Origin of the sequence: Borreliella garinii (assembly GCF_001922545.1) — a bacterium.
In the GTDB taxonomy this organism is placed as follows: domain Bacteria; phylum Spirochaetota; class Spirochaetia; order Borreliales; family Borreliaceae; genus Borreliella; species Borreliella garinii.
On record NZ_CP018744.1, the window covers coordinates 779,253 to 799,712 of the forward strand.

23 protein-coding genes are annotated in these 20,460 nt (G+C 28.8%); 21 read left to right on the forward strand and 2 right to left on the reverse strand.

Annotated elements, in window-relative coordinates; translation table 11 throughout:
- The first annotated feature begins 18 nt into the window (after positions 1 to 18).
- The 13 genes from BLA33_RS03635 to rseP all read left to right on the forward strand — a co-directional run bounded on the left by BLA33_RS03635 (position 19) and on the right by rseP (position 10,825).
- Entirely contained in the window at positions 19 to 786 is a 768-nt protein-coding gene (locus tag BLA33_RS03635; protein ID WP_075226506.1) for a hypothetical protein, read from the forward strand.
- A complete protein-coding gene (locus tag BLA33_RS03640; protein ID WP_075226508.1) occupies positions 773 to 1,522 on the forward strand; it encodes a pseudouridine synthase in 750 nt (249 codons plus the stop codon). The genes BLA33_RS03635 and BLA33_RS03640 overlap by 14 nt, the downstream gene beginning before the upstream one ends.
- Positions 1,506 to 2,171, forward strand: coding sequence for a (d)CMP kinase (gene cmk, locus BLA33_RS03645; RefSeq protein ID WP_029346609.1), 666 nt, complete (start codon positions 1,506 to 1,508; stop codon positions 2,169 to 2,171). The genes BLA33_RS03640 and cmk overlap by 17 nt, the downstream gene beginning before the upstream one ends.
- Positions 2,172 to 2,173: 2 nt before the next feature.
- Positions 2,174 to 3,829, forward strand: a complete 1,656-nt coding sequence (locus BLA33_RS03650) for a 30S ribosomal protein S1 (protein WP_075226510.1) — start codon at positions 2,174 to 2,176, stop codon at positions 3,827 to 3,829.
- Positions 3,829 to 4,440, forward strand: coding sequence for a tetratricopeptide repeat protein (locus BLA33_RS03655; RefSeq protein WP_029346608.1), 612 nt, complete (start codon positions 3,829 to 3,831; stop codon positions 4,438 to 4,440). The genes BLA33_RS03650 and BLA33_RS03655 overlap by 1 nt, the downstream gene beginning before the upstream one ends.
- Before the next feature lie 87 nt (positions 4,441 to 4,527).
- Positions 4,528 to 5,223 carry a hypothetical protein gene (locus BLA33_RS03660; protein ID WP_088123891.1) on the forward strand — a complete coding sequence of 232 codons (696 nt, stop codon included), beginning with the start codon at positions 4,528 to 4,530 and terminating at the stop codon, positions 5,221 to 5,223.
- 19 nt (positions 5,224 to 5,242) lie between these two features.
- Positions 5,243 to 5,521 (forward strand): hypothetical protein, encoded by a 279-nt coding sequence (locus BLA33_RS03665; RefSeq protein ID WP_029346606.1) that lies wholly within the window; start codon positions 5,243 to 5,245, stop codon positions 5,519 to 5,521.
- Positions 5,522 to 5,741: 220 nt separating this feature from the next.
- Entirely contained in the window at positions 5,742 to 6,530 is a 789-nt protein-coding gene (rpsB, locus tag BLA33_RS03670) for a 30S ribosomal protein S2 (RefSeq protein WP_004792234.1), read from the forward strand.
- Entirely contained in the window at positions 6,527 to 7,366 is an 840-nt protein-coding gene (gene tsf / locus BLA33_RS03675; protein ID WP_029346605.1) for a translation elongation factor Ts, read from the forward strand. The genes rpsB and tsf overlap by 4 nt, the downstream gene beginning before the upstream one ends.
- A 37-nt stretch (positions 7,367 to 7,403) precedes the next feature.
- Positions 7,404 to 7,958: a ribosome recycling factor gene (gene frr / locus BLA33_RS03680; RefSeq protein WP_004792194.1), complete on the forward strand. Its 555-nt coding sequence runs from the start codon at positions 7,404 to 7,406 to the stop codon at positions 7,956 to 7,958.
- A 4-nt stretch (positions 7,959 to 7,962) separates the two neighbouring features.
- Entirely contained in the window at positions 7,963 to 8,655 is a 693-nt protein-coding gene (gene uppS, locus BLA33_RS03685) for a polyprenyl diphosphate synthase (RefSeq protein WP_029346604.1), read from the forward strand.
- The gene (locus BLA33_RS03690; RefSeq protein WP_004793033.1) at positions 8,645 to 9,502 is read left to right on the forward strand and encodes a phosphatidate cytidylyltransferase; all 858 of its coding nucleotides are present in this window, start codon (positions 8,645 to 8,647) and stop codon (positions 9,500 to 9,502) included. Before uppS ends, BLA33_RS03690 begins: the two co-directional genes overlap by 11 nt.
- A 21-nt stretch (positions 9,503 to 9,523) precedes the next feature.
- Positions 9,524 to 10,825 (forward strand): RIP metalloprotease RseP, encoded by a 1,302-nt coding sequence (gene rseP / locus BLA33_RS03695; RefSeq protein WP_029346603.1) that lies wholly within the window; start codon positions 9,524 to 9,526, stop codon positions 10,823 to 10,825.
- Here the strand turns inward: rseP and trhA are convergent.
- Entirely contained in the window at positions 10,822 to 11,523 is a 702-nt protein-coding gene (gene trhA / locus BLA33_RS03700) for a PAQR family membrane homeostasis protein TrhA (protein ID WP_029346602.1), read from the reverse strand. The two genes, rseP and trhA, sit on opposite strands and share 4 nt — an antisense overlap.
- Positions 11,524 to 11,725: 202 nt before the next feature.
- On the opposite strand from trhA, the gene BLA33_RS03705 reads away from it, so the two are divergent.
- The 6 genes from BLA33_RS03705 to dnaB all read left to right on the forward strand — a co-directional run bounded on the left by BLA33_RS03705 (position 11,726) and on the right by dnaB (position 16,653).
- A complete protein-coding gene (locus tag BLA33_RS03705) occupies positions 11,726 to 13,420 on the forward strand; it encodes a PTS transporter subunit EIIC (protein WP_029346601.1) in 1,695 nt (564 codons plus the stop codon).
- 138 nt (positions 13,421 to 13,558) lie between these two features.
- The gene (rpsF, locus tag BLA33_RS03710) at positions 13,559 to 13,978 is read left to right on the forward strand and encodes a 30S ribosomal protein S6 (protein WP_029346600.1); all 420 of its coding nucleotides are present in this window, start codon (positions 13,559 to 13,561) and stop codon (positions 13,976 to 13,978) included.
- An 11-nt stretch (positions 13,979 to 13,989) separates the two neighbouring features.
- On the forward strand, positions 13,990 to 14,439 hold the full coding sequence (locus tag BLA33_RS03715; protein WP_029346599.1) for a single-stranded DNA-binding protein: 450 nt from the start codon (positions 13,990 to 13,992) through the stop codon (positions 14,437 to 14,439).
- A gap of 14 nt (positions 14,440 to 14,453) precedes the next feature.
- Complete coding sequence (gene rpsR / locus BLA33_RS03720) at positions 14,454 to 14,744, forward strand: 30S ribosomal protein S18 (RefSeq protein ID WP_004792283.1); 291 nt, start codon at positions 14,454 to 14,456, stop codon at positions 14,742 to 14,744.
- A gap of 16 nt (positions 14,745 to 14,760) precedes the next feature.
- Positions 14,761 to 15,261: a 50S ribosomal protein L9 gene (gene rplI / locus BLA33_RS03725; RefSeq protein WP_029346598.1), complete on the forward strand. Its 501-nt coding sequence runs from the start codon at positions 14,761 to 14,763 to the stop codon at positions 15,259 to 15,261.
- 24 nt (positions 15,262 to 15,285) lie between these two features.
- A complete protein-coding gene (gene dnaB / locus BLA33_RS03730; protein ID WP_004792991.1) occupies positions 15,286 to 16,653 on the forward strand; it encodes a replicative DNA helicase in 1,368 nt (455 codons plus the stop codon).
- Positions 16,654 to 16,663: 10 nt separating this feature from the next.
- Here the strand turns inward: dnaB and BLA33_RS03735 are convergent, their stop codons facing one another.
- Positions 16,664 to 18,028, reverse strand: a complete 1,365-nt coding sequence (locus tag BLA33_RS03735) for a hypothetical protein (RefSeq protein WP_075226512.1) — start codon at positions 18,026 to 18,028, stop codon at positions 16,664 to 16,666.
- Positions 18,029 to 18,170: 142 nt separating this feature from the next.
- Between BLA33_RS03735 and BLA33_RS03740 the strand changes: the two genes are divergently transcribed.
- The gene (locus tag BLA33_RS03740; protein ID WP_032989157.1) at positions 18,171 to 19,364 is read left to right on the forward strand and encodes an acetyl-CoA C-acyltransferase; all 1,194 of its coding nucleotides are present in this window, start codon (positions 18,171 to 18,173) and stop codon (positions 19,362 to 19,364) included.
- Between the two features lie 79 nt (positions 19,365 to 19,443).
- A complete protein-coding gene (locus BLA33_RS03745; RefSeq protein ID WP_029346595.1) occupies positions 19,444 to 20,454 on the forward strand; it encodes a peptidylprolyl isomerase in 1,011 nt (336 codons plus the stop codon).
- The last annotated feature ends 6 nt before the right edge of the window (positions 20,455 to 20,460 follow it).

Genomic DNA, 20,460 nt, shown 5'->3' on the forward strand with positions numbered 1-20,460 from the left:
ATAGTAGGCAAATTTTAAATGTCAGAATTAAGTAGTTATTCTATCAGCCTTGATAATTTTACAGGCGGAATAGAACTTTTTTTTGAATATGTTAGTATGAATAGGCATGTTTTAAGAACTTTGAGTTTAAATCAAATAATTGAAGAATTTATAGTTGTTTCAAGTGACCTTAATATAAGCATTAGGGGATTGATCGATTTTTTTTATCTTGCTAATAATTTGTTTTATTGGAAAACTCAAATTTTATTTCCAGTAAAGCTTGAATACAAAGATAAAGCGGAACGCAAGGTTGTGGAAAGGTTAATAGATCATAGCAAGAATAGAGAAAATGAAAAATTACAATTAAATCAAATAAAGAATTTTAAATTCTATGACTTAAAAATGATTGAAGATTTTATTTTTGGCAATAGTGGTAATTTTGTTAAAAATATTAATGCTATTTCTAATGATAATAATAAAAAGAAAAATTTAAAGAAAAAGTCCAGTGTATTAAAAGAAAAAGTTATTAATAAAAATTTTTTATGTAATAAAAAATTTAAAGTTATTTTTAATAAATATGAATTAAAAATCTTTGAGAAAAAGATGAAAATTATTTCTATCTTAAATAAAGAGAGCAGTGTAATTTTTGATTCTCTTTTAGATTTTAATGCCGATAATTATTCTTTTGAGAGATTTTCTTATTTTTTGGTATCTCTTGAGTGCAAAATGCTTAATATTATAAATTTAGGATATCTGGATAATAAATTAGTATTGTATCGAGGTTGTAAAATTAATGATTGCAATTAAGTCTCCCAGAGTTCATGTGTTTTTAGCCGAAAAGGGAGTGGGGTCAAGAAGATTTTGCGAAGAACTTATAAGAAAGAAGCTTATAAGAGTTAATGGTTCTATTGCTAAGCTTGGGGATAGGGTATCGCCGGGGGACAGAGTAATTTATAAAAAACAGATTTATGTGTTTAAAGACTTTCAAAGTAAGAATAAGATTTATCTAGCCCTTAACAAGCCTAGAAATTATTTATGTTCTAATTTTGATGTTAATGGAAGAAAATTAGCAATATCTTTGGTTCAGCCTTTATTTAAAGAGCGTATATTTTCAATTGGCAGGCTTGATTTTAAAAGCTCTGGACTTTTATTATTCACAAATGATGGTGAATTTGCAAATGATATTATTCATCCAAGGCGAAAAGTCGAAAGAGAATATATTATTGAATCGAAAAAAGATATTGATGAAAATTTGCTTATTTCTTTTAAATCAGGTATAAAGGTAAAAAAAGAGTTTTTTAAATTAAAATCTTATGAAATTTTAAATAAAAATTCTGCTAGATTGATTTTAGACGAGGGGAAAAATAGGGAAATAAGAAAAGTGTTTTTAAGCAAAAATATTTTTTTAAAAAAAATTCATAGAATTAGAATTGGCAATATTAATTTGGATAATTTAAAGGAAGGTCAAGTAAAAATCATTCCTTTAGTTAAGATAAATAAGTTAAAATTCAGGCTGGAGAAGTCAAATGATAATAGCAATTGATGGACCTTCGGCATCAGGAAAAAGTTCAATTGCAAGAGAGCTTGGTGTAAAACTGGGGTATAAATTTATTAGCTCTGGTTATCTTTATAGGATAATAACTTTAATTGCCCAAAAATCCCTTATGAGTAGCTGTGATTTTATTAGTGAGGATAGGCTTTTAAATTTGATTCTTGAGAATGATATAAGTTTTAATGATTCCAGCTTTTTTCTTAATGGAGAGAATGTTGAAAGTCAAATTTTAAACGATAAGATTGATTTTCAAGTTTCTTTTTATTCTTCTTATGTTGGAATAAGAAACATTGTGAATAAAAAATTAAGAGAGGTTGTTAAATTTAGCAATGATAATTATATAATAGAAGGTAGAGATATTACTACTATTGTTTTTCCAGAATCTGAATTCAAAATATATCTTGATGCTTCTTTTAAAGTTCGAGCCTTGAGACGATATAAGCAAAGAAATGGGAAAGAGACTCTAGAAGAATTAGAGCGTACTCTTAAAATAAGAGATGATGTTGATAAGAGAAAACAATATGGTAAGTTAAAGTTATCAAAAGGGGTTTTTTACCTTGATACAAGCTACAAAGGATTAGACGATGTATGTAATATTATAATAGAAAAGTTTAATTTGAAAAAAGTAAGAGAGAGGTGAGAATGGAAAATCAAAAAGATTTACAAGAAAATTATTTGAAAGTACTTGAAAGAGTAGAACTTGGAAGTCGTGTTTCTGGGACGGTTGTTAACATTATGAAGGATTATGTTCTAGTAGATATTGGTTATAAATCGGAAGGCTTTATTAAAATTGAAGAATTTGAAAATGTTCCCAAGATTGGCGATAAACTTGAAGCAATCGTTGTAAGAATAGGCGGAGAATTGGGCCTGATTTTAAGTGTTGAAAAGCTTGATTCTTTAAATTTTCAAGATAAAGTAGATGAATATATTAAAAATAAAAAAGTAATAAAAGGTAAAGTTTTGGCTGAACTTGCAAATGGCTATAAGATTCAAATTAATGAAAATGTTTCTGGCTTTATGCCTTTTTATTTAAGCTCCAAATCTAAGGATGAAAAATTAAAAAGAGGTCTTATTGTTGAATTTTATATTCTTGAAGCAAGCGAATCGGACGGCTTGAGACTTATTCTTGATAGACGCACTTTAGAAAGAGAAAGAGATCTTGCTAAGAGAATAGAGCTAGTAAGTTCTTATAACGAAGAAGATGTGGTTGATGGTGTGGTTGATCGCATTACAGAATATGGTGCAATTGTAAAAATTAAAAATTTTGTTACAGGAATTTTACATAAAAGAAATATTGCCTTTAATCAAGTTGAAAATATTGAAGATTTTGTTAGAGTTGGCGATAAATTAAAGTTGAAAATTATTAAGATAAATCCGCAAACAGGTAAAATGGAGTTATCTCTTAAGGCCCTAAAAGCAAATCCCTGGGATTCTGTAGATATTAAATATAAAATTGATAGCATTGTAAAAGGAAAGGTTGTAAAAATTTTGCCTTTTGGAGCTGTTATTGAGCTTGATAGCGAATTGTCAGGATTTTTACATATAAGTAATTTTTCTTGGATAAGAGTAATAAAGAGTCCTCAAGAATTAATAAAACTTGGCCAGATGGTAGAAGTTAAGATTTTAGAGGTAGATAAAGAAAATCAAAAAATATCGTTGGGTATCAAGCAGATCAATGAGAATCCTTGGGAGAGATTAGCTGAGAAATACCCTATTGGAAAGGTTATTCAAGGGGTTGTTACTAATATTACAAAAACAGGTGCTTTTGTAAATATTGAAGAAGGCATAGATGCTTATGTGAGTAAGTTTGATATTTCTTGGCTTGAAGAGATTGATCCTGAAGAATATTTCAAGATAGGCGATTTAGTGAATGGTAAAGTGCTTGAGGTTGACAGACGAAAGAGAAATGTTAGATTAGGAATTAAGCAGTTAGAAGAGAGTCCTTGGGAAGATTTTTCTAAAAGTTATAAAAAAGGCGATGCTATTGAGGTTGAGATTGTAGAGAAAAAGTCAAAAGGCTTTCAAGTAAGAGTTTATAATAAAATAATGGGATTTATTAGTAAAATTCAGCTAGGAGATACAAAAGAATCCAGTTTAGAAACTTTTGAAAAATTAAGCATTGGAGATAAGCTCAAAGTGGTAATAACAAGTATTGATTCTAAAGACAGATCAGTGCTGCTTTCTTATAGGGAGTATGAAAATCAAAAATCAAGAGAAGAGATTTCTTCTTATTTATTTAAGGGTAACGATGAGGAATCTTATAAGCCATTTGAAAGTTTGTTAAAGAGGGATGAATAATGACCAAGAACAATCTTTTGGTTTTCTTTATTGCTGTTATTTTTGTGTTTGTATCTGTTATTGTTGTTTTTTATAATTCTTTAGGCAAAGATTATGTAAAGAGTGGCGGAGAAATAGTAGAAAATCTTGAAAAAGATTTAAATGACTATTTAAAAGAAAATGATACCAAAGAAAGAGAAAAAATATCTCTTAGGATAAAGGAACTTATTTCAAAGGAAAAAGAAATTTCATCTTACTTTATTTCAAGGTTTTATTTGGCTAGAGCTTTCTATTTGCAAAGTCAAGCACAGTACGATGAGGCTATTAAGGATTTAGATATTGTTATTAAGGCGAAAGGCATTGAGAGCGAAATTGCTTTTATTAATAAAGCCGCAGTTTATGAAAAAATGGGATTAAAAGAAGATGCTTTATTGGTTTATGAGGAGCTTATTAATAGTACTAGTTTAGGCTTTTTAAAGGTGAGAGCTCTTTTGAGTAAGGCAATATTGATTGAGGAAAAAGATAAAGATCTTGCTGTAAAAGTATATGAAGAGATTGTTAAATTTCCGTATGAAAATAATTTATATATAAATATAGCAAATAATAAAATTTTAGAACTTAAGCAAAATTAATTTATATTTTTTGGGGGAGGTTTTATAATTTTTTCCATCTTATGTTTTGTATTTTGTCTAGGGTTTTTTGGATGTGGTCTTGACAATATTTTAATACTTCCATCTCCAGAAAAGATTGATAATAGAATTTCAAGAGATTCTGTGGCTTTTTTTTTGCCAGCAGGTTATTTTTCTGATCAAGCAGCTGAAAAATTAAGGGGCTTTGATATATATTACAAGTTTTATCCGGAAGGTGCCAATTATCATGTAAGCAGTTTTCGAAAAAGCGTTGAAAAAGATTTTGAAGCCTTAAAAGGTGTTTTTGACAATGTTAGTGAATTTAATAATAGGGGGTTTTATAAAATAAATTTAAATCCTACTACTTATTCAGGTAAACCTGTTTTTAAATTAAATAAAGAATGGGTTGACAGTAAATTGCCTTTATATTTTGAAATAAATTTTGGAGAATTAAGAAAAGATGTTCCTGGTGAGGCTTTTATTATTGTAAGAAATGGAAATACTTCTTCGTCCCCTGTTATTCTTGAGAAGCAAAACATATATAGATCCTACATTGAGAAAGGGGAATATATAGGTTTTTCAAAGTCTATTAAAAAGTCTAATCTTTTAGATAAAGAGAAAAGACCAATTGATCTAAAGCATATAAATGACAATTTTTTTACAAAAGATATTGCTCCTAAATATAATTTAGCAATTTTTGTTATGGGTGTAGGCAGTATTGTTGACGATGCTTATAGCGTTCTTATTGATCTTGGGGATTTATCGGGATTTAGTTTATCTAGCTAGTTGGATTTAAGGGGTAAGTATGATAGTATTTTTTTCTCATTTGATTTTAACAAACATTATTATTTCTTTTTTGGTAAGCTTTTTTGTTATGTTTTTAAACTTATTGAATTTTAAGTTTTTAGTAGTTTATTTAATAAGTTTTTTAGGTGGCATTTTATTTTTGTTTTTTATTCCTTTTTTCTATTCTGATTATTATGAAAGGCGAATAGATTTTATTTTTTATTTATTTCCTATTTTGGGTTCAGTTATTTTAATAGGTTTGATTAAATTCTCTGAAAGAAATAAGAATGACTTGTAAAAGAATTATTTTCAAAAGGGCTAGGCATTAACTTAGCTTTTAATATTTTTTATTAATATTTAATATAATTTGTTGATAATCTTGTTAAAGAGAATGATGTTTGTTTTTAATGTAGTGGACTTATTAATTAGATTGTTTTATTATATTCTTATAAAAGAGGGGATAATTTCCGCTATGTATTGTCATAGTGAGTAAGAGAGAAGGATAATAGGAGGTTGATTTGGCAATTATTACGATGAAGAGCTTGTTAGAGGCTGGAGTTCATTTTGGGCATCAGGTAAAAAGGCTTGATCCTAGGATGAAAAGATTTATTTTTTCTGAGAGAAATGAAATACATATTTTAGATCTTCAAAAGACTTTACAGGGAATTAAAGATTCTTATGAGCTTGTTCAAAGGGTGATAAAAGATGGCAAAAAGGTTCTTTTTGTTGGAACCAAAAAGCAAGCTAGTGAGATAATCGAACAAGAAGCAAGAAGAAGTGATATGCCATATGTTAACAATAGATGGCTTGGGGGGATGCTTTCTAATTTCAATACAATTAGAAAATCTGTTCAAAAATTAAAAAAACTAGAAAAGATGGAAGTTGATGGAACTTTTGACATGATAAGCAAGAAAGAGATTTCGCAACTTAATCGTGAAAAATTTAAGTTAGCTAAAAATTTAACAGGCATCAAAGACATGGAAACGCTTCCTGGCGCTATTTTTATCATTGATCCTAAGCGAGAGCAAATAGCTATTAATGAAGCTAGAAAATTAAAAATTCCCATTATTTCTGTGGTTGATACAAATTGTAATCCAGATGTTATTGATTGTCCAATTCCTGGGAATGATGATGCAATTCGTTCTGTTGCTTTGTTTACCAAAATAATATCTGATGCTATTTTAGAAAGCGATAAAGAGGTTGGTATTCAAATAATTGAAAATTTGAATGAAGAAGATTTGATGAAAGAAATTGAAATTAAAAATGATAAAAGTGATTCTATTGAAGAAAGGAGGAGTAATTCATGAACATTATTAGTCCTCAAGATGTAAAAAGGCTTAGAGAAGAAACCAATGCTGGTTTTGGAGATTGTAAGAAAGCTTTGTCTGCTGCTGGTGGAGACTTTGAATTAGCTAAAAAAAAGCTTAGAGAAATGGGAATTGCATCTGCTGAGAAAAGACTTGACCGAGATGCAAAAGAAGGTAGAGTATTCTCATATTCAAACAATATTCATGCTGGACTTTTGCTTGTTTCTTGTGAAACAGACTTTGTTGCCTTAAATCATAATTTTGTTAATTTGGGAAATTCTTTAATTAAGGAATTAGTAGAGAGTGGAAGGAGTTCTCTGACCGCTTCTCAAGAGTTAGAGCTTAAAAATTTAGCAGCTACGATAAAAGAAAATATTCAGGTTAAAAAAATTTTTATTACTGAAATTCAATCTAATGAATTTGTAAAAATTTATTTGCATGGTGAACAATCTAAGATAGGTGTTTTGGTTAAATTAAAGGTAGATGACTTTTCTAAAACTGAAGATAAAATGTTTCAAAATTTTGCTATGGATTTAGCTTTACATGTGGCTGCGTTTGCTCCTATTTATTTAGGAAATGACGATATTTGTCCAAATTATATTAAAGAGCAAGAAGAGATATTTGCCAAACAATTAGAATTTAGTGGTAAGTCAGAAAGCATACTAAAAGGTATAGTTGCAGGAAAAATAAAAAAACATCTTGCTGAAATTTCTCTTCTTGAACAAAGTTTTGTAAAAAATGATAAAGTCACTGTTAGGGAAATGTTGGAAGAGATTTCCAAAGCAATTTCAAGCAAGATAGAAATAGTTGAGTTTAAGTATTTAAGAATAGGGTAGATAATCTACTGCCTTTTATCAGCAAGGAGGAGTTTATATGGAAGATTATAAGGCTTTTCTAGATGAAAAGATGAGCAAGGTTCTTTTATCGCTTGATAATGAATATAAAACATTAAGAACAGGTAGAATTAGTAGTAATGTTTTTGATAAAATTTTTATTCAATACCATGGTCAAAAAACGCCCATAACTCAAGTCTCAAGCATCAGAATTCCTGAAGCAAGGCTTGTTGTTATTCAACCTTGGGATAAAACCATTTTGAATAAGATAGAACAAGCCATACTTAATTCTGATCTTTCTATGAACCCTTCAAGTGATGGTTCTGTTATTAGAATCAAGGTTCCAGCCTTAACCAATGAAAGGCGGCAAGATATTGTAAAGCATGCCAAAAAAATAGCAGAGGAACATAAAGTTTCAACTAGAAATATACGACAGGATTTAAACAATAAGGTTAAAAAGCAAGAAAAAGAATCGGAAATCACAGAGGACAATTTAAAAAGAATTTTAGATGATATTCAGAAATCTATAGATATTTATATTAAAAGGATAGATACGATTTTAGAATCTAAAATCCAAGAAATAATGGAAGTTTAAAGCCATGAATAAAAATTCTCTTCCAAGTCATGTTGGAATCATCATGGATGGCAATAGAAGGTGGGCTTTAGGCAAAGGATTATCCTCTTTGGAAGGTTATGAAGAGGGGCTTAAAAGAGCAAAAGAAATAGTTAAGCATTCTTTAAAGGTAGGTATCAAATATTTATCTTTTTATGTATTCTCTACTGAGAATTGGAAAAGAGATGATTGCGAGATAGAAAAGTTAATGTTTTTAATTACTCACTATTTGAGGGCCGAATTTAATTTTTACAAAAAAAATGGAATAAAAATAATAGTTTCAGGAGATGTTGAGTCTTTAGGTGAAGAAGTAAGAAGTTCAATAAAAGATTCTGTTAGCTTTTCTAAAAATTTTAACAATCTTATTTTAAATTTAGCAATCAATTATGGGGGCCGCAATGAAATACTTAGAGCTGTTAGAAAATTTGTTTCAAGTGATTTTGATTTAGAGTCTTTAAATGAGAATGCTTTTTCCAATTTTTTGGATAATCCAGAGCTGCCTGATATTGATCTTTTAATACGTACGGGCGGGAATATTAGAATAAGCAATTTTTTCTTATGGAGGATTGCTTATTCTGAATTAATTTTTTCAAATGTTTTGTGGCCCGAATATTATGGCAATAGGTACAGTAAGGATTTGGAATGTTTTCAACTTAGAGGGAGAAATTTTGGGAGATGATTTGTTGAGCAAGGGTAAGAGATTCGCTTTTTTTGCAAGATTGGGAACATTTCTATTTTTCGTTCCTCTGATTTTATTTTTAATATTTTTAGATTTTAAAAATTATTTATTTCTTAATATTTTAATTTTTATATTTAGTGGTTTTGCGGCAAAAGAAGTTAATGATTTATTAAAATTTAAATCGTCAGGACTTTCGGGTATATTATCTTTTTTTTTAGGATTTGTTCCTCCAATTTTAACATATATTCACTTCAATGTTTTTTATTTAGGCATGAATGTGGTATATTACTTGGTTATAGCGTTAGTGTTTAGCAATTGGATTGTTAATTTAGTGTTTATTAAAGAACATGAGATTGGAAACTTTTTATCTCAAGCAACGTCAATACTTTTTATACTTATATATCCTGGGGTATTAATGTCTTTTATAGTTTCTATTACAACTTTGCCCAAGGCTCCATTTTTAATGTTAATACTTTTTGCTATGGTAAGTGGAAACGATACTTTTGCATATCTTTTTGGCTATTTTTTTGGAAAAAATAGCTATCGTCCTACTATTATTAGTCCAAATAAGACATTAATGGGTTTTTTTGGGGGTATTTTATTTTCTGTGTTTACTGCTATATTCGCGGTAGTTTTTAAATTAATAAATTTAAGTTATGGGGAATCTATTATTTTTGGCATTTTGATTGGAGTTTTTACTATTATTGGAGATTTGTTTGAATCTGGATTAAAGCGAAGTGCTGGAGTAAAAGATTCTGGGAAAATCATTCCTGGTAGAGGTGGAGCTCTTGATTCGATTGATTCTTTTCTTTTGACAGGCCCGATATTTTATTTATACTTATCTTAGTGATTTTTGGAGGGAATTTTTATGTATATTCTTTTTAGTGTACTGGCTCTTAGTTTTATAATATTTATTCATGAGTTAGGGCACTTTTTATTTGCTAAACTTTTTAAAGTTAAGGTTGAAGTTTTTTCTATAGGTATAGGTCCTAGCATATTAAAGTTTAAAATTAATAATACTGAGTATAGACTTTCTCCAATCCTTCTAGGAGGATATTGCAAGCTTAAAGGATTTGATCACTTGGAAAAGGAGCTTAAGGCAAATAAAGAATTAGAAGCAGATAAAGATTCTTTGTTTGGAATTTCTCATTTTAAAAAAATTTTAATATATTTTGCAGGTCCTTTATTTAATTTGATTTTTTCATTTATTGTTTTCATTTTTATAAGCATGATGGGTGTTATATATTTTGACTATTCTTCAAAGGTTAGTATTTTAAATAAAAATTCTTTTTTAAAAGATAAATTTAGAGATGGCGATATTATATTAAAAGTTAATAATAAAAAAATTGAATATTTCTCTGATTTGAGAAATAGTATTCCAGAGGGAAAATCTACAGTTACATTTGATGTTTTAAGAGGAAAAGAAAATATTACTTTTGAAGAGACTGTTAGTTCGAAAGATTTTTTAAAAGAAATTGGTCCTTGGGTTGATCTTGTGATAGCAGATGTAGTTTTAAATTCGCCTGCTAAGATTGCAGGAATGAAATCGGGCGATAAAATAATTAGCGTTGATAATATTCTTTTGAAAAATAAAAGAGATTTAGATGATTTGCTTAAGAATTTAAATTCAGATGTTGTAGAGATTGAGTTTTCTAGGAATGGAGAAATTTTTTCTTCAAAATTGGTATTTCAGGATAAAAATAAAATGATTGGCATATATTTTGCACCGCCTTCAAAAAGGATAATTAAAGAAGACAATGTTTTAAACGCCGTTAAAAATTCTTTTTTTAAAGTTGTAAATGCTTTGCAAGACATTTTATATTCAATTTTTTTATTGGTAACAAATTTTTTAAATACTTCTAAGAGTGTATCAGGCCCTGTTGGAATTGTAGGCATTCTCTCTTCATCCTATTCTTTGGGATTATTGTATTGGATTAATAGTATTTCTGTTTTGAGCTTAATTCTTGCTGGTATGAATCTGTTTTTTATTGTAATACCTGTTTTTGATGGGGGACAAATTTTTATAAGCTTTATTGAACTTTTACGTGGAAAAAGATTTAAGGCCAAAACCATTTATTCTTTTTATAGCTTTGGTATTTTTTTAGCGCTTTTTCTTTTTGGCTTAGGCCTTTTTAACGATTTGAAGGGGTTTTTACATATATTAAATTAAAAATTAGAAATGTATTTTAACATAAGCCAAAAGTGAGATGCTGATGCGATTATTATTAATATATGAAATACATCGTGCATTTTCATGTTAATTATTGGATTAAATTTTTTACTTAATATGTATACTATTCCGCCTATTGTATATACGATTCCACCAAAAATTAGCCAAAAAAATCCTTTTACGCTAAGGGCCTTGTAAATGGGCTGGATTTTAAAAAGGATGAGCCATCCCATGATTATAAATATAAATCCATTAAACCATCCAGGGCTATTTGTAAATATTGCTTTGAAAATAACTCCGATTATAGCTAGACTCCACACTATACATAAGATTATTAGTCCTGATTTGTTTGGTACAAGGATTGCGCATGCAGGAGTATATGTTCCTGCTATTAAAATAAATATTGAAATATGATCAAATTTTCTAAATATTTTTTTTATCTTACTTCCTTTTGGAAATATGTGGTAAAGAGTGCTCATTGAATATAATAGAGTCATTGAAAATCCGTAAATAAAAAATACAAGTATATGTAAATCTTTTTTTTTAAGAGCGGATATTGTAATAAGAATTGTTGTTCCAATTATAGACAAAATAATTCCAAAAAGATGCGATATAGAACTAAAAAGTTCATTCTTTGGTATTTTGCTTGTATTAATATTACTTAATAAGTACTTTTTAAGTTTGTTTTCTGTAAGCACAAATCTGCCTCCGTTTGATCATTTATTTATAAAAAATATATAATACATTACTTTAATTGTTAGTTTTTCTCAAGATTAAATTAATCTTACTTGATTTATCTAGTCTTATTATTTAGATTGTTTCATAAGTAAAGTTTTTTTTTTGTAAAAAAAGCTTTATAATAAATAGTGTTTACTGAAATTAGCATTGGAGAGGCTTAGCATGATTAATTTTATTAAAATAATTAACTTTTCAAGTTTACAGAAATTTTCTAAAGCACTACGGGTGACTATTTCTATTCTACCAGTTTCATGTTTATTGATTGGCATTGGATCTGTGTTTTCAAATCCTTCTAATATTGTTTATGTTGATAAATTCTTTTTTCAAGATGTTTTAGGTTTAATGAAGGCTATAGGTAATGCTATTCTTCTCAATATGCCTTTAATTTTTTCTGTTGGGATTTCTATTGGAGTTGCAAGAATTGGGCAAGGAACAGCTGCTTTAGGAGGTCTTATTGGTTATTTGACATTTAATATTACTGGAAATTATTTTATTGAGACTTTCTCAGGACTTGTTGAAGCAGAAGCGATGTCTTCTGTGGGGCGTATAAATTTTCTTGGTGTTCAAACTTTAAATACGGGAATTGCAGGTTCTTTGGCGGTTGGGCTTTTAGTTGGTTATTTGCATAATAAATTTTATAATATGAAGCTGCCAAAGGCTTTTGTTTTTTTTTCAGAGTGTCATTTTGTGCCTATAGTAATAGTTTTGCCTTTTTGTGTTATTCTGGCTATATGTTTTTGTTTGATTTGGTCAAGTGTTGACACGTTAATTGCATCTTTAGGTTTATTTGTTTTTAGATTTGAATATTTTGGCAGTTTTCTTTATGGATTTTTAAATAGACTTTTATTGCCTTTGGGATTGCATTCTATTTTATCTTTTCCTTTTGAGTTTACTTCTTTAGGTGGAGTGGAGACAATTAATGACAATATCTTTAGAGGTATTAAGAGCATATTTCATGCCCAGTTATTAGAGCCATCGCTTGCTAAATTTTCACCAGGCCTTGCTAAGATTAGTAGTGGATTTTATCTCTCTATCATGTTCGGACTGCCTGGAGCAGCATTAGGGGTTTACAAAGGAATTGTTCATGAAGATAAAAGTAAGGTTGCGGCGCTTCTTTTTTCCGGTGCTTTGACTGCTTTTTTGACAGGAATAACCGAACCTTTAGAATTTTTATTTATTTTCACAGCGCCTTTGCTTTATTTTGTTCATGCCATTTATTCGGGATTTGCATTATTGTTTGCTAATTTTTTTGATGTTAGGATTGGCAATACCTTTTCTACTGGATTTTTGGATTTTTTTATGTTTGGAATACTTCAAGGAAATTCTAGAACAAATTGGATTAGTATAGTACCTTTAGGAATAATCTTTTTTGCTCTTTATTATTTTACTTTTAGTTGGCTTTATAGATATTTTGATTTTCAAATATTTGTTGCAGACGATCCATTTTTTGAAGGTCAAGAAGGCAAGCTAGAGAGTCTTGGTATTGCTCATCTTTTAATTCAAGGTCTTGGTGGATTTGATAATATTAAAAAGATTGATGTTTGTTCTACAAGGTTGCATGTAGATGTTGTTAATGTCGAGCTTATTGATAATGATTTACTCAAAGAGGCTGGAGCCCTTAAGATAGGACTTGTTAATGGCAAAGTGCAGCTTTTTTATGGATCTAATTCATATTATATTAAAAAGGCTATTGATACCTATTCTCCAAAAAGTCTTTTTGAAGCTAGTGTTATGGTTGCAGTTGATAATGTAAAACAAGGCCTTAAGACTTATATTGAAATGAAAGAAGATAAAAAACTTGAAAAGCAAGGCAAATCGGGGAAAGCTTATAAGCTTAATGAATTAGAAGAAGATTAAGAGTTTAGATTATGTTTTAGTTGCCTTCTTCTATAAATAAAGTTTTTATTGTTGAAAAAAATTAATCTCTTTTATATACTAACTAAGTAGCCTTTGTTGCATATTTTGCAATGCGATAGACCATAAGGAGTTTTAGTAATGATTAAAAGATATGAGGCATGTTTTTTGTTTAAAAGTGAAGAAATTGAGTATAAAGGTTCTTTAGAAGAGGTTAGAAAATCTTTAGAATTTTTTGGCGCAACTGATATTGTTAGCAATTTTATTGGAGAGAGAGCCTTAGAATATCCTATCAAAAAGCAAGCTAGGGGTCGTTATGAAATAATAGAATTTAATATGGAAAGTAATAATTTAAAAGAACTTGAATTAAGGCTTAAGCTAATTAAAAACTTGCTTAGGTATATGATTTTGGTCAAAATAGTTAGAAAGATCAATACTAAAAAAATTAAAAGAAGAAATTTTAGGGAATTTAGAGATAATGTTGACAAAGAAAGTTTTAAAGGTAGCTCTAAAATCGAAACGCTAACAGGTTCTGAAAGCACAGATATTCAGGAAAAATAAGAGGGTTTTTAATGGCTGATATTAATTCATTAGTATTGTCTGGCAGGCTTACAAGAGATTCTGAGCTTTCTTATACAGAAAGTGGCATGGCTGTTCTTAGGTTTTCTTTAGCTAATAATAGAAGAATGAAGAAAAATGACGAATGGATTGATTATCCACAATATTTTGATTGTGTTATCTTTTCAAAAAGAGCTGAAAGTCTTAATGAATATTTGAAAAAGGGTAAACAAGTTGTGGTAAGTGGGTCTCTTAAATATGAAAGCTGGCAAGATAAGAATACTGGTGATAAGAGGAGTAAGATTAATATATTTGTAGATAATTTACAAATGTTTAGTTCAGGCTCTAATGTTTTTCAAATGCAAGATTCAGATGTTAATAATTTAGCAAGCCATAAAAGAGAAGAGGCAATTAAGAATATTGATATTGTTGATGATAAATTTAATGAAGATATACCTTTTTAATGGAGTTTAAGTTTATGTATAAAGATAGAGATGTAAATCAAAGAGATTCAAGATTTGAAAATCAGCAGGATGGTTTTAAAAAAAATTCAAATTTCAGATTTTTTAAGAGAAAGTCATGTAAGTTTTGTGATTCTGGTAAACATCCTGATTATAAAGATTTTGATTTTCTTAAAAAGTTTATTACCGAGCAAGGTAAGATTTTACCTAAAAGAATTACTGGCACTTCTGCTAAGCATCAAAGGCGTTTGGCATTAGAAATCAAACGGGCAAGATATATGGCTTTGTTGCCTTTTGTAAAAAAATAGTTATTTAGGGGTAATTATGAAAGTGATTTTAAAGGAAGATTTTATTAATCTCGGAAGAGAAGGAGATACCGTAGAGGTAAAGGACGGATTTGCAAGAAATTATTTGCTACCTAAAGGTTTTGCAGTTTTTTCAAATAAACATAATGTTGAGATTTTTAATCAAAAAAGAAGATCAATATTAAAAAAGCAAGAAACAAAAAAGCAAATTGCCAACGATCTTAAATCTAAGCTTGATCTTGTTAGATTGGAATTTTTTATGAAATCCAATGATTCTGGCAAATTGTTTCATAGCATTAACAGCTTGAATGTTGCCGATGAACTTTTAAAACTTGGTTTTGATATAGAGAGAAAAAAGATAGATATACATCATGGAACTTTAAAGGCTTTTGGAACTTATGATGTTACAGTTAAGCTTTATGAAGGCATTAGCTCTATTATTAAAGTAGATATCAAAAAAGAAGAAAAACAAGAGGATAAAAAGCCTTTAAATAACAAGTTAAATAAAGTAGATGAGTAAGCTGAAAGATACGGAGTGTAGTTTGTGGCTTTAACAGCTTTTTCAAATTCTGCTCTTCTTTTTAATGATGGTGCAGAAAAAGCGGTAATTTCTAGTATATTTTATAATTCAGATAAGTTAGAGCAAATTGCTTTTCATGTAAGAGCTGATGATTTTTATAATGAAACTCATAAGTTGATTTTTAAAGCAATGGTTTCGCTTTATGAAAAAAGGGAAAATATTGATCCTATTACCGTTTTTGAAGAAGTATCTAAGCATATTTCAAAAACACAGCTTTTGATTAAAAAAGATTTAATCAATTTGCCAGATTATTTAGATTCACTTTCAGTTTATTTACCAACAGATAGAACTATAAATGTTTATGCAAAAATTGTAAAAGAACAGAGTGTTCGTAGAAGCATTTTAAATGTTTCTAAAGAACTTAACGACTATATAAATGACTCTACAAAAACTATTAATGAGATTGTTGAAGAATCTCAACAAAAAATTCTTTCAATTGAGTTGGATTATTCTAGCAAAAACCTCTATCATGCTAAAGTTATTGCAGAACGTGTTCATAATGAGATATATGAACGCAGCATGAAGAAAAAGGAGGCAAATTTTGGCATTCCAAGCGGTTTTAGAAAGGTCGACTCTCTTATTGGAGGATTTAGAAATAGCGATTTTATTATAGTTGGTGCTCGTCCTAGTATTGGTAAAACGGCATTTGCTTTAAATATTGCGTCTGCTATAGCATTAAGAAAGGAAGGAAAGAAAAAAGTAGGATTTTTTTCTCTTGAAATGACAGCGGATGCTTTAATAAAAAGAATAATATCGTCTCAATCTTGTATTGATAGCTTTAAAGTTCAAAATAGTATTTTATCTGGACAGGAGATAAAATCATTAAATGATATTGTAAATGAGATTAGTGATTCTGAGCTTTATATTGAAGATACTCCTAATATTAGTTTACTAACTTTAGCAACTCAAGCTAGAAAGCTTAAGCGATTTTATGGTATAGATATAATATTTGTTGATTATATCAGTTTAATTTCTTTTGAAACAAAAAATCTTCCAAGGCATGAACAAGTTGCGTCGATTAGCAAATCTCTTAAAGAGCTTGCTAGAGAGCTTGAAATTCCTATTATTGCATTATCTCAGCTTACAAGAGATACAGAAGGGCGTGAACCCAATCTTGCTAGTCTAAGGGAATCTGGAGCATTAGAGCAAGATGCTGATATTGTAATTTTACTTCATAGAGATAAGGATTTTAAATTTGAGTCTTCTGATGAGATAGAGCCAATAGAAACCAAGGTTATTGTAGCAAAACATAGAAATGGCCCTACAGGTAGGGCAGATATATTATTTTTACCGCACATTACTAAGTTTGTTAACAAAGACCATCAGTATTAGTTTAATGTTGTTATTTAACTACTACTCCAATTCCTAAATAATTAAAGTTAATAGAATGTTTTTCTAATTTTTTTTCATCTAGGTTATAAGCTAAAGGAACATAACTTACTTTTGAATATATTTTGAAAATATAGTCAGTGTTGTGGTATTTAAACATTTTGAACAAAAATCCCAATTCATTTTCAATTCCAGCTTGAATAACGTTTTTTATTCTTATTGGTCTAAAGATACTTTTAATATCTTGATTATTTTGATTATAGGCAAAAAATAATCCTGAAATGATGTAAGGATTAAATGTTTTTTGTGGTAAAAATTCATACATAATGCCCGATGATAATTGATTTGTAAAGCTATTACTTTCATTATAATTAGTGTAATAATTTGTTGATATTGAAAAGTAATGGTTAATGTTTTCATTTATTTTATAAAATATTGAATTTCTTATTTTAAATGGGATCATAATATCAAATCCAAAGTAAAAATTATTACTCATAATATTAAATTCATTTTTCGATTCTGATATTTTTGTATGTTCTTCAGGTGCAATAATTATTCCAAATCCTCCAACGCTTAAGAAATTTTCTTTGGTTGAAAAATTTTTAATGTTTAAATCATTTCTTATGAAAAAATTTTTAGAGTAAAATTGATAATTTATTCCAATTCCCGTTTCTGCTTCTTGTATTTTTGAGTATGTTTTAAGGCTTTTAATTTGATTTTGAATTTGGGTGTAAAGTTTTATATCAAATCTAATATTTTCATTTTTTAAGGTAATCCCAATACTGTTTTTGATAAAATAATCTGCGAAATAAGACAAATCTATATAATTTTCTAAATTGAAAAAATTCATGTAAGAGTAATTTAGGGCAAAGCTTAAAAATCCTCTGTAATTGTAGCCATCGTAGTTTTTTATACTTGGAATTGGACGATGTTGATTTAAAATGATGTGAATTATGCTTTGCATTAAGTGCCCTCCCCAGTCTCCAAATAATAAGTTTTTAATTCCAATTCCTAAGTCTATTTCTCCAAAATTTTTACCATTAATTAACAATAAGATTGGAAAGTAATACATGAAACCTATTTCAATTAAGTCTGTTCTACTAATTAAAGATTTTGGAGAATTTTTATAGCCCCTAAAAGTTAACATGTGTGCTTCTAAATTTATTATAAAATTGTATTTTGAAGCATAGGTGAAAATTAGAGAACCACTTCTTAAATCATCAAAAAAATCGCTTAATGAAAATCCAAATCCATCATTTAATATTTCAAAATAATATTTGTCAATACCTTCATTTTTGAATTGGATTGCATGATTATAAGAATAAGCTTTTAAAGCAGAAATTATTAATATTATTAAAAATATTTTTTTAAAGCGCATTTCAAAATTATAACATTTTAGCTTATTTATTAAATAATTCAGATTAAATAGTTTATTTTTTATTTAATAAACTTAGTTTTTATAGTTAGCTATTGTATTGTATAATTCAATGGAGTTCAATAAGACTTTAGGAGTAGTTTTGATGAAAAAGGTAGCTATTATTGATGGACTTAGAATGCCTAATACTAGGTTTGGAGGTTCTTTTAGGGGTTTTGATATTATTGATGAATCTTCAAAAGTTGTTAAAGCTTTACTTGAAAGAAATAATTTATGGGAAGTGGATGAGGTCATTGTTGGGAATGTAATATCTTCAGGACTTGGCCAAAATATTGCAAGGCAAATTGCTTTAAAGTCTAGTTTGGGCGATACTGTGCCTGCATTTAGCGTTAATAAAGTTTGTGGCTCTGGTCTTAAGGCTTTGGAGCTTGCATTTAATTCTATTGTTCTTGGAAACAATGATATTGTTTTAGCTGGAGGGGTAGAAGATCTAACTAATTCTCCTTATTTATTGCCCAGAAAGGTTAGATTTGACGGTCTTAAATTTGGTAATTTTGAAATTGAAGATTCAATTCAAAAAGATGCCTTAATAGATTCTCTAAATTTTATTTCCATGGGACTTACGGCGGAAAATCTTTCAGAAAAATATAAAATAACAAGAGAGATGCAAGATGAATTTGCATATAATTCTCATGTAAAGGCATTAAAGGCAAGAGAACTTGGATATTTTGAAGATGAAATTCATCCTTTGACTATTTTTGATAAGAAAACTAATTCTAGTAGGGTTGTTTTAAGTGATGAGGAAATAAGAGATAATTTAACTCTAAATAAGCTAGCATCTCTTAATCCTGTTTTTAAAGAATCAGGCACAGTAACTGCCGGAAATTCTTCTAGTTTAAATGATGGGGCTTGTTTTTTAATTTTAGCAAGTGAGGAAAGAGTAAAAAGCTTAGGGATAATGCCATTAGCTTATATTGGGGGGTTTGAAAGCGTAGGGCTTGATCCGCTTTATATGGGTTTTGGAGCTTATATAGCCATTGAAGGCATTATTAGTAAATTAAGTTTAAACCCTAGTGAAATAGACTTGATTGAGGTGAATGAAGCATTTGCAGCTCAATCATTAAGCATTGAAAAGGCCTTGTTTAAAAAATACAATATAGCTAGCGATATTATTAATGTAAATGGTGGTGCTATTGCTTTGGGGCATCCATTTGCGGTTAGTGGTTCAAGAATTTTATTAACACTTGCTCGTTCTATGAAAATGAAGAATAAAACAAAAGGAATAGCATCTGTTTGTGTTGGCGGTGGACAAGGAATTTCTAGTTTTTTGTATAGATGAAAATGTTTTATCAACTAGATTTAAATGTAAAATTTTGCTAAATTAGTGGGTAAGTGATTCTTTAATAAGAGGTTATGTTATGAAGAGTTTTTTATTTTTGGTAATATTGGGAATTATAGGGATTAACTCTTTTGCTCAAAATACTCCTGTTGCTATTATTAATCTATATAAAAATGAAATTATTACTAAAACTGGTTTTGATTCTAAGGTTGATATATTTAAAAAGACTCAAGGCCGAGACTTAACTGCTGCTGAGAAAAAGCAAGTTTTGCAAGTTTTAATAGCAGATGTTCTTTTTAGCCAAGAGGCTTCAAAACAGGGAATTAAAATTTCAGATGATGAGGTTATGCAAACAATTAGAACTCAATTTGGACTTGTAAATCTTACTGATGAGCAAATTAAGCAAATGATAGAAAAACAAGGGACAAATTGGGGTGAGCTTTTAGCTTCAATGAAAAGATCTTTATCTTCCCAAAAACTTGTTTTAAAGCAAGCTCAGCCCAGATTTTCTGAAGTTAAAACTCCTAGCGAGAAAGAAATTGTTGAGTATTATGAGGCTAATAAAACTAAATTTGTAAATCCTGATATTTCAAGAGTTAGTCATGTATTTTTTTCTACTAAGGATAAAAAAAGATCAGAGGTTTTAGATCAAGCTAAAAATATTTTAAGCCAAATAAGATCAAAAAAAATTACTTTTGAAGAGGCTGTAAGAAAATATTCAAATGATGAGTCTTCTAAAGCTAAAAATGGCGATCTTGGTTTTTTGTCAAGGGGTGATCAAAATGCTCAAAATCTTCTTGGAGCTGATTTTATAAAAGAGGTTTTTAATTTCAATAAGGGTGATATATCTTCGCCTATTGCTTCAAAGGAGGGATTTCATATTATCAAGGTTACAGAAAAATATGCTCAGAGATTTTTAGGCTTGAATGACAAAGTATCGCCTACTACAGATTTGATTGTCAAAGATGCAATAAGAAATAACATGGTTAATATTCAGCAACAGCAAATTGTTGTTGAAGTGCAGCAAGATGTGTATAGTAAGCTTAACAAGTCTGCAAATATACAAATCTTGGATTCTAGTCTAAAATAAAATATA

Coding starts and splice junctions, on each gene's coding strand:
- BLA33_RS03635 (WP_075226506.1), top strand. CDS start 19: ATGTCAGAATTAAGTAGTTATTCTATCAGCCTTGATAATTTTACAGGC.
- BLA33_RS03640 (WP_075226508.1), top strand. CDS start 773: ATGATTGCAATTAAGTCTCCCAGAGTTCATGTGTTTTTAGCCGAAAAG.
- cmk (WP_029346609.1), top strand. CDS start 1,506: ATGATAATAGCAATTGATGGACCTTCGGCATCAGGAAAAAGTTCAATT.
- BLA33_RS03650 (WP_075226510.1), top strand. CDS start 2,174: ATGGAAAATCAAAAAGATTTACAAGAAAATTATTTGAAAGTACTTGAA.
- BLA33_RS03655 (WP_029346608.1), top strand. CDS start 3,829: ATGACCAAGAACAATCTTTTGGTTTTCTTTATTGCTGTTATTTTTGTG.
- BLA33_RS03665 (WP_029346606.1), top strand. CDS start 5,243: ATGATAGTATTTTTTTCTCATTTGATTTTAACAAACATTATTATTTCT.
- tsf (WP_029346605.1), top strand. CDS start 6,527: ATGAACATTATTAGTCCTCAAGATGTAAAAAGGCTTAGAGAAGAAACC.
- frr (WP_004792194.1), top strand. CDS start 7,404: ATGGAAGATTATAAGGCTTTTCTAGATGAAAAGATGAGCAAGGTTCTT.
- uppS (WP_029346604.1), top strand. CDS start 7,963: ATGAATAAAAATTCTCTTCCAAGTCATGTTGGAATCATCATGGATGGC.
- rseP (WP_029346603.1), top strand. CDS start 9,524: ATGTATATTCTTTTTAGTGTACTGGCTCTTAGTTTTATAATATTTATT.
- BLA33_RS03705 (WP_029346601.1), top strand. CDS start 11,726: ATGATTAATTTTATTAAAATAATTAACTTTTCAAGTTTACAGAAATTT.
- rpsF (WP_029346600.1), top strand. CDS start 13,559: ATGATTAAAAGATATGAGGCATGTTTTTTGTTTAAAAGTGAAGAAATT.
- BLA33_RS03715 (WP_029346599.1), top strand. CDS start 13,990: ATGGCTGATATTAATTCATTAGTATTGTCTGGCAGGCTTACAAGAGAT.
- rpsR (WP_004792283.1), top strand. CDS start 14,454: ATGTATAAAGATAGAGATGTAAATCAAAGAGATTCAAGATTTGAAAAT.
- rplI (WP_029346598.1), top strand. CDS start 14,761: ATGAAAGTGATTTTAAAGGAAGATTTTATTAATCTCGGAAGAGAAGGA.
- BLA33_RS03735 (WP_075226512.1), bottom strand. CDS start 18,028: ATGCGCTTTAAAAAAATATTTTTAATAATATTAATAATTTCTGCTTTA.
- BLA33_RS03740 (WP_032989157.1), top strand. CDS start 18,171: ATGAAAAAGGTAGCTATTATTGATGGACTTAGAATGCCTAATACTAGG.
- BLA33_RS03745 (WP_029346595.1), top strand. CDS start 19,444: ATGAAGAGTTTTTTATTTTTGGTAATATTGGGAATTATAGGGATTAAC.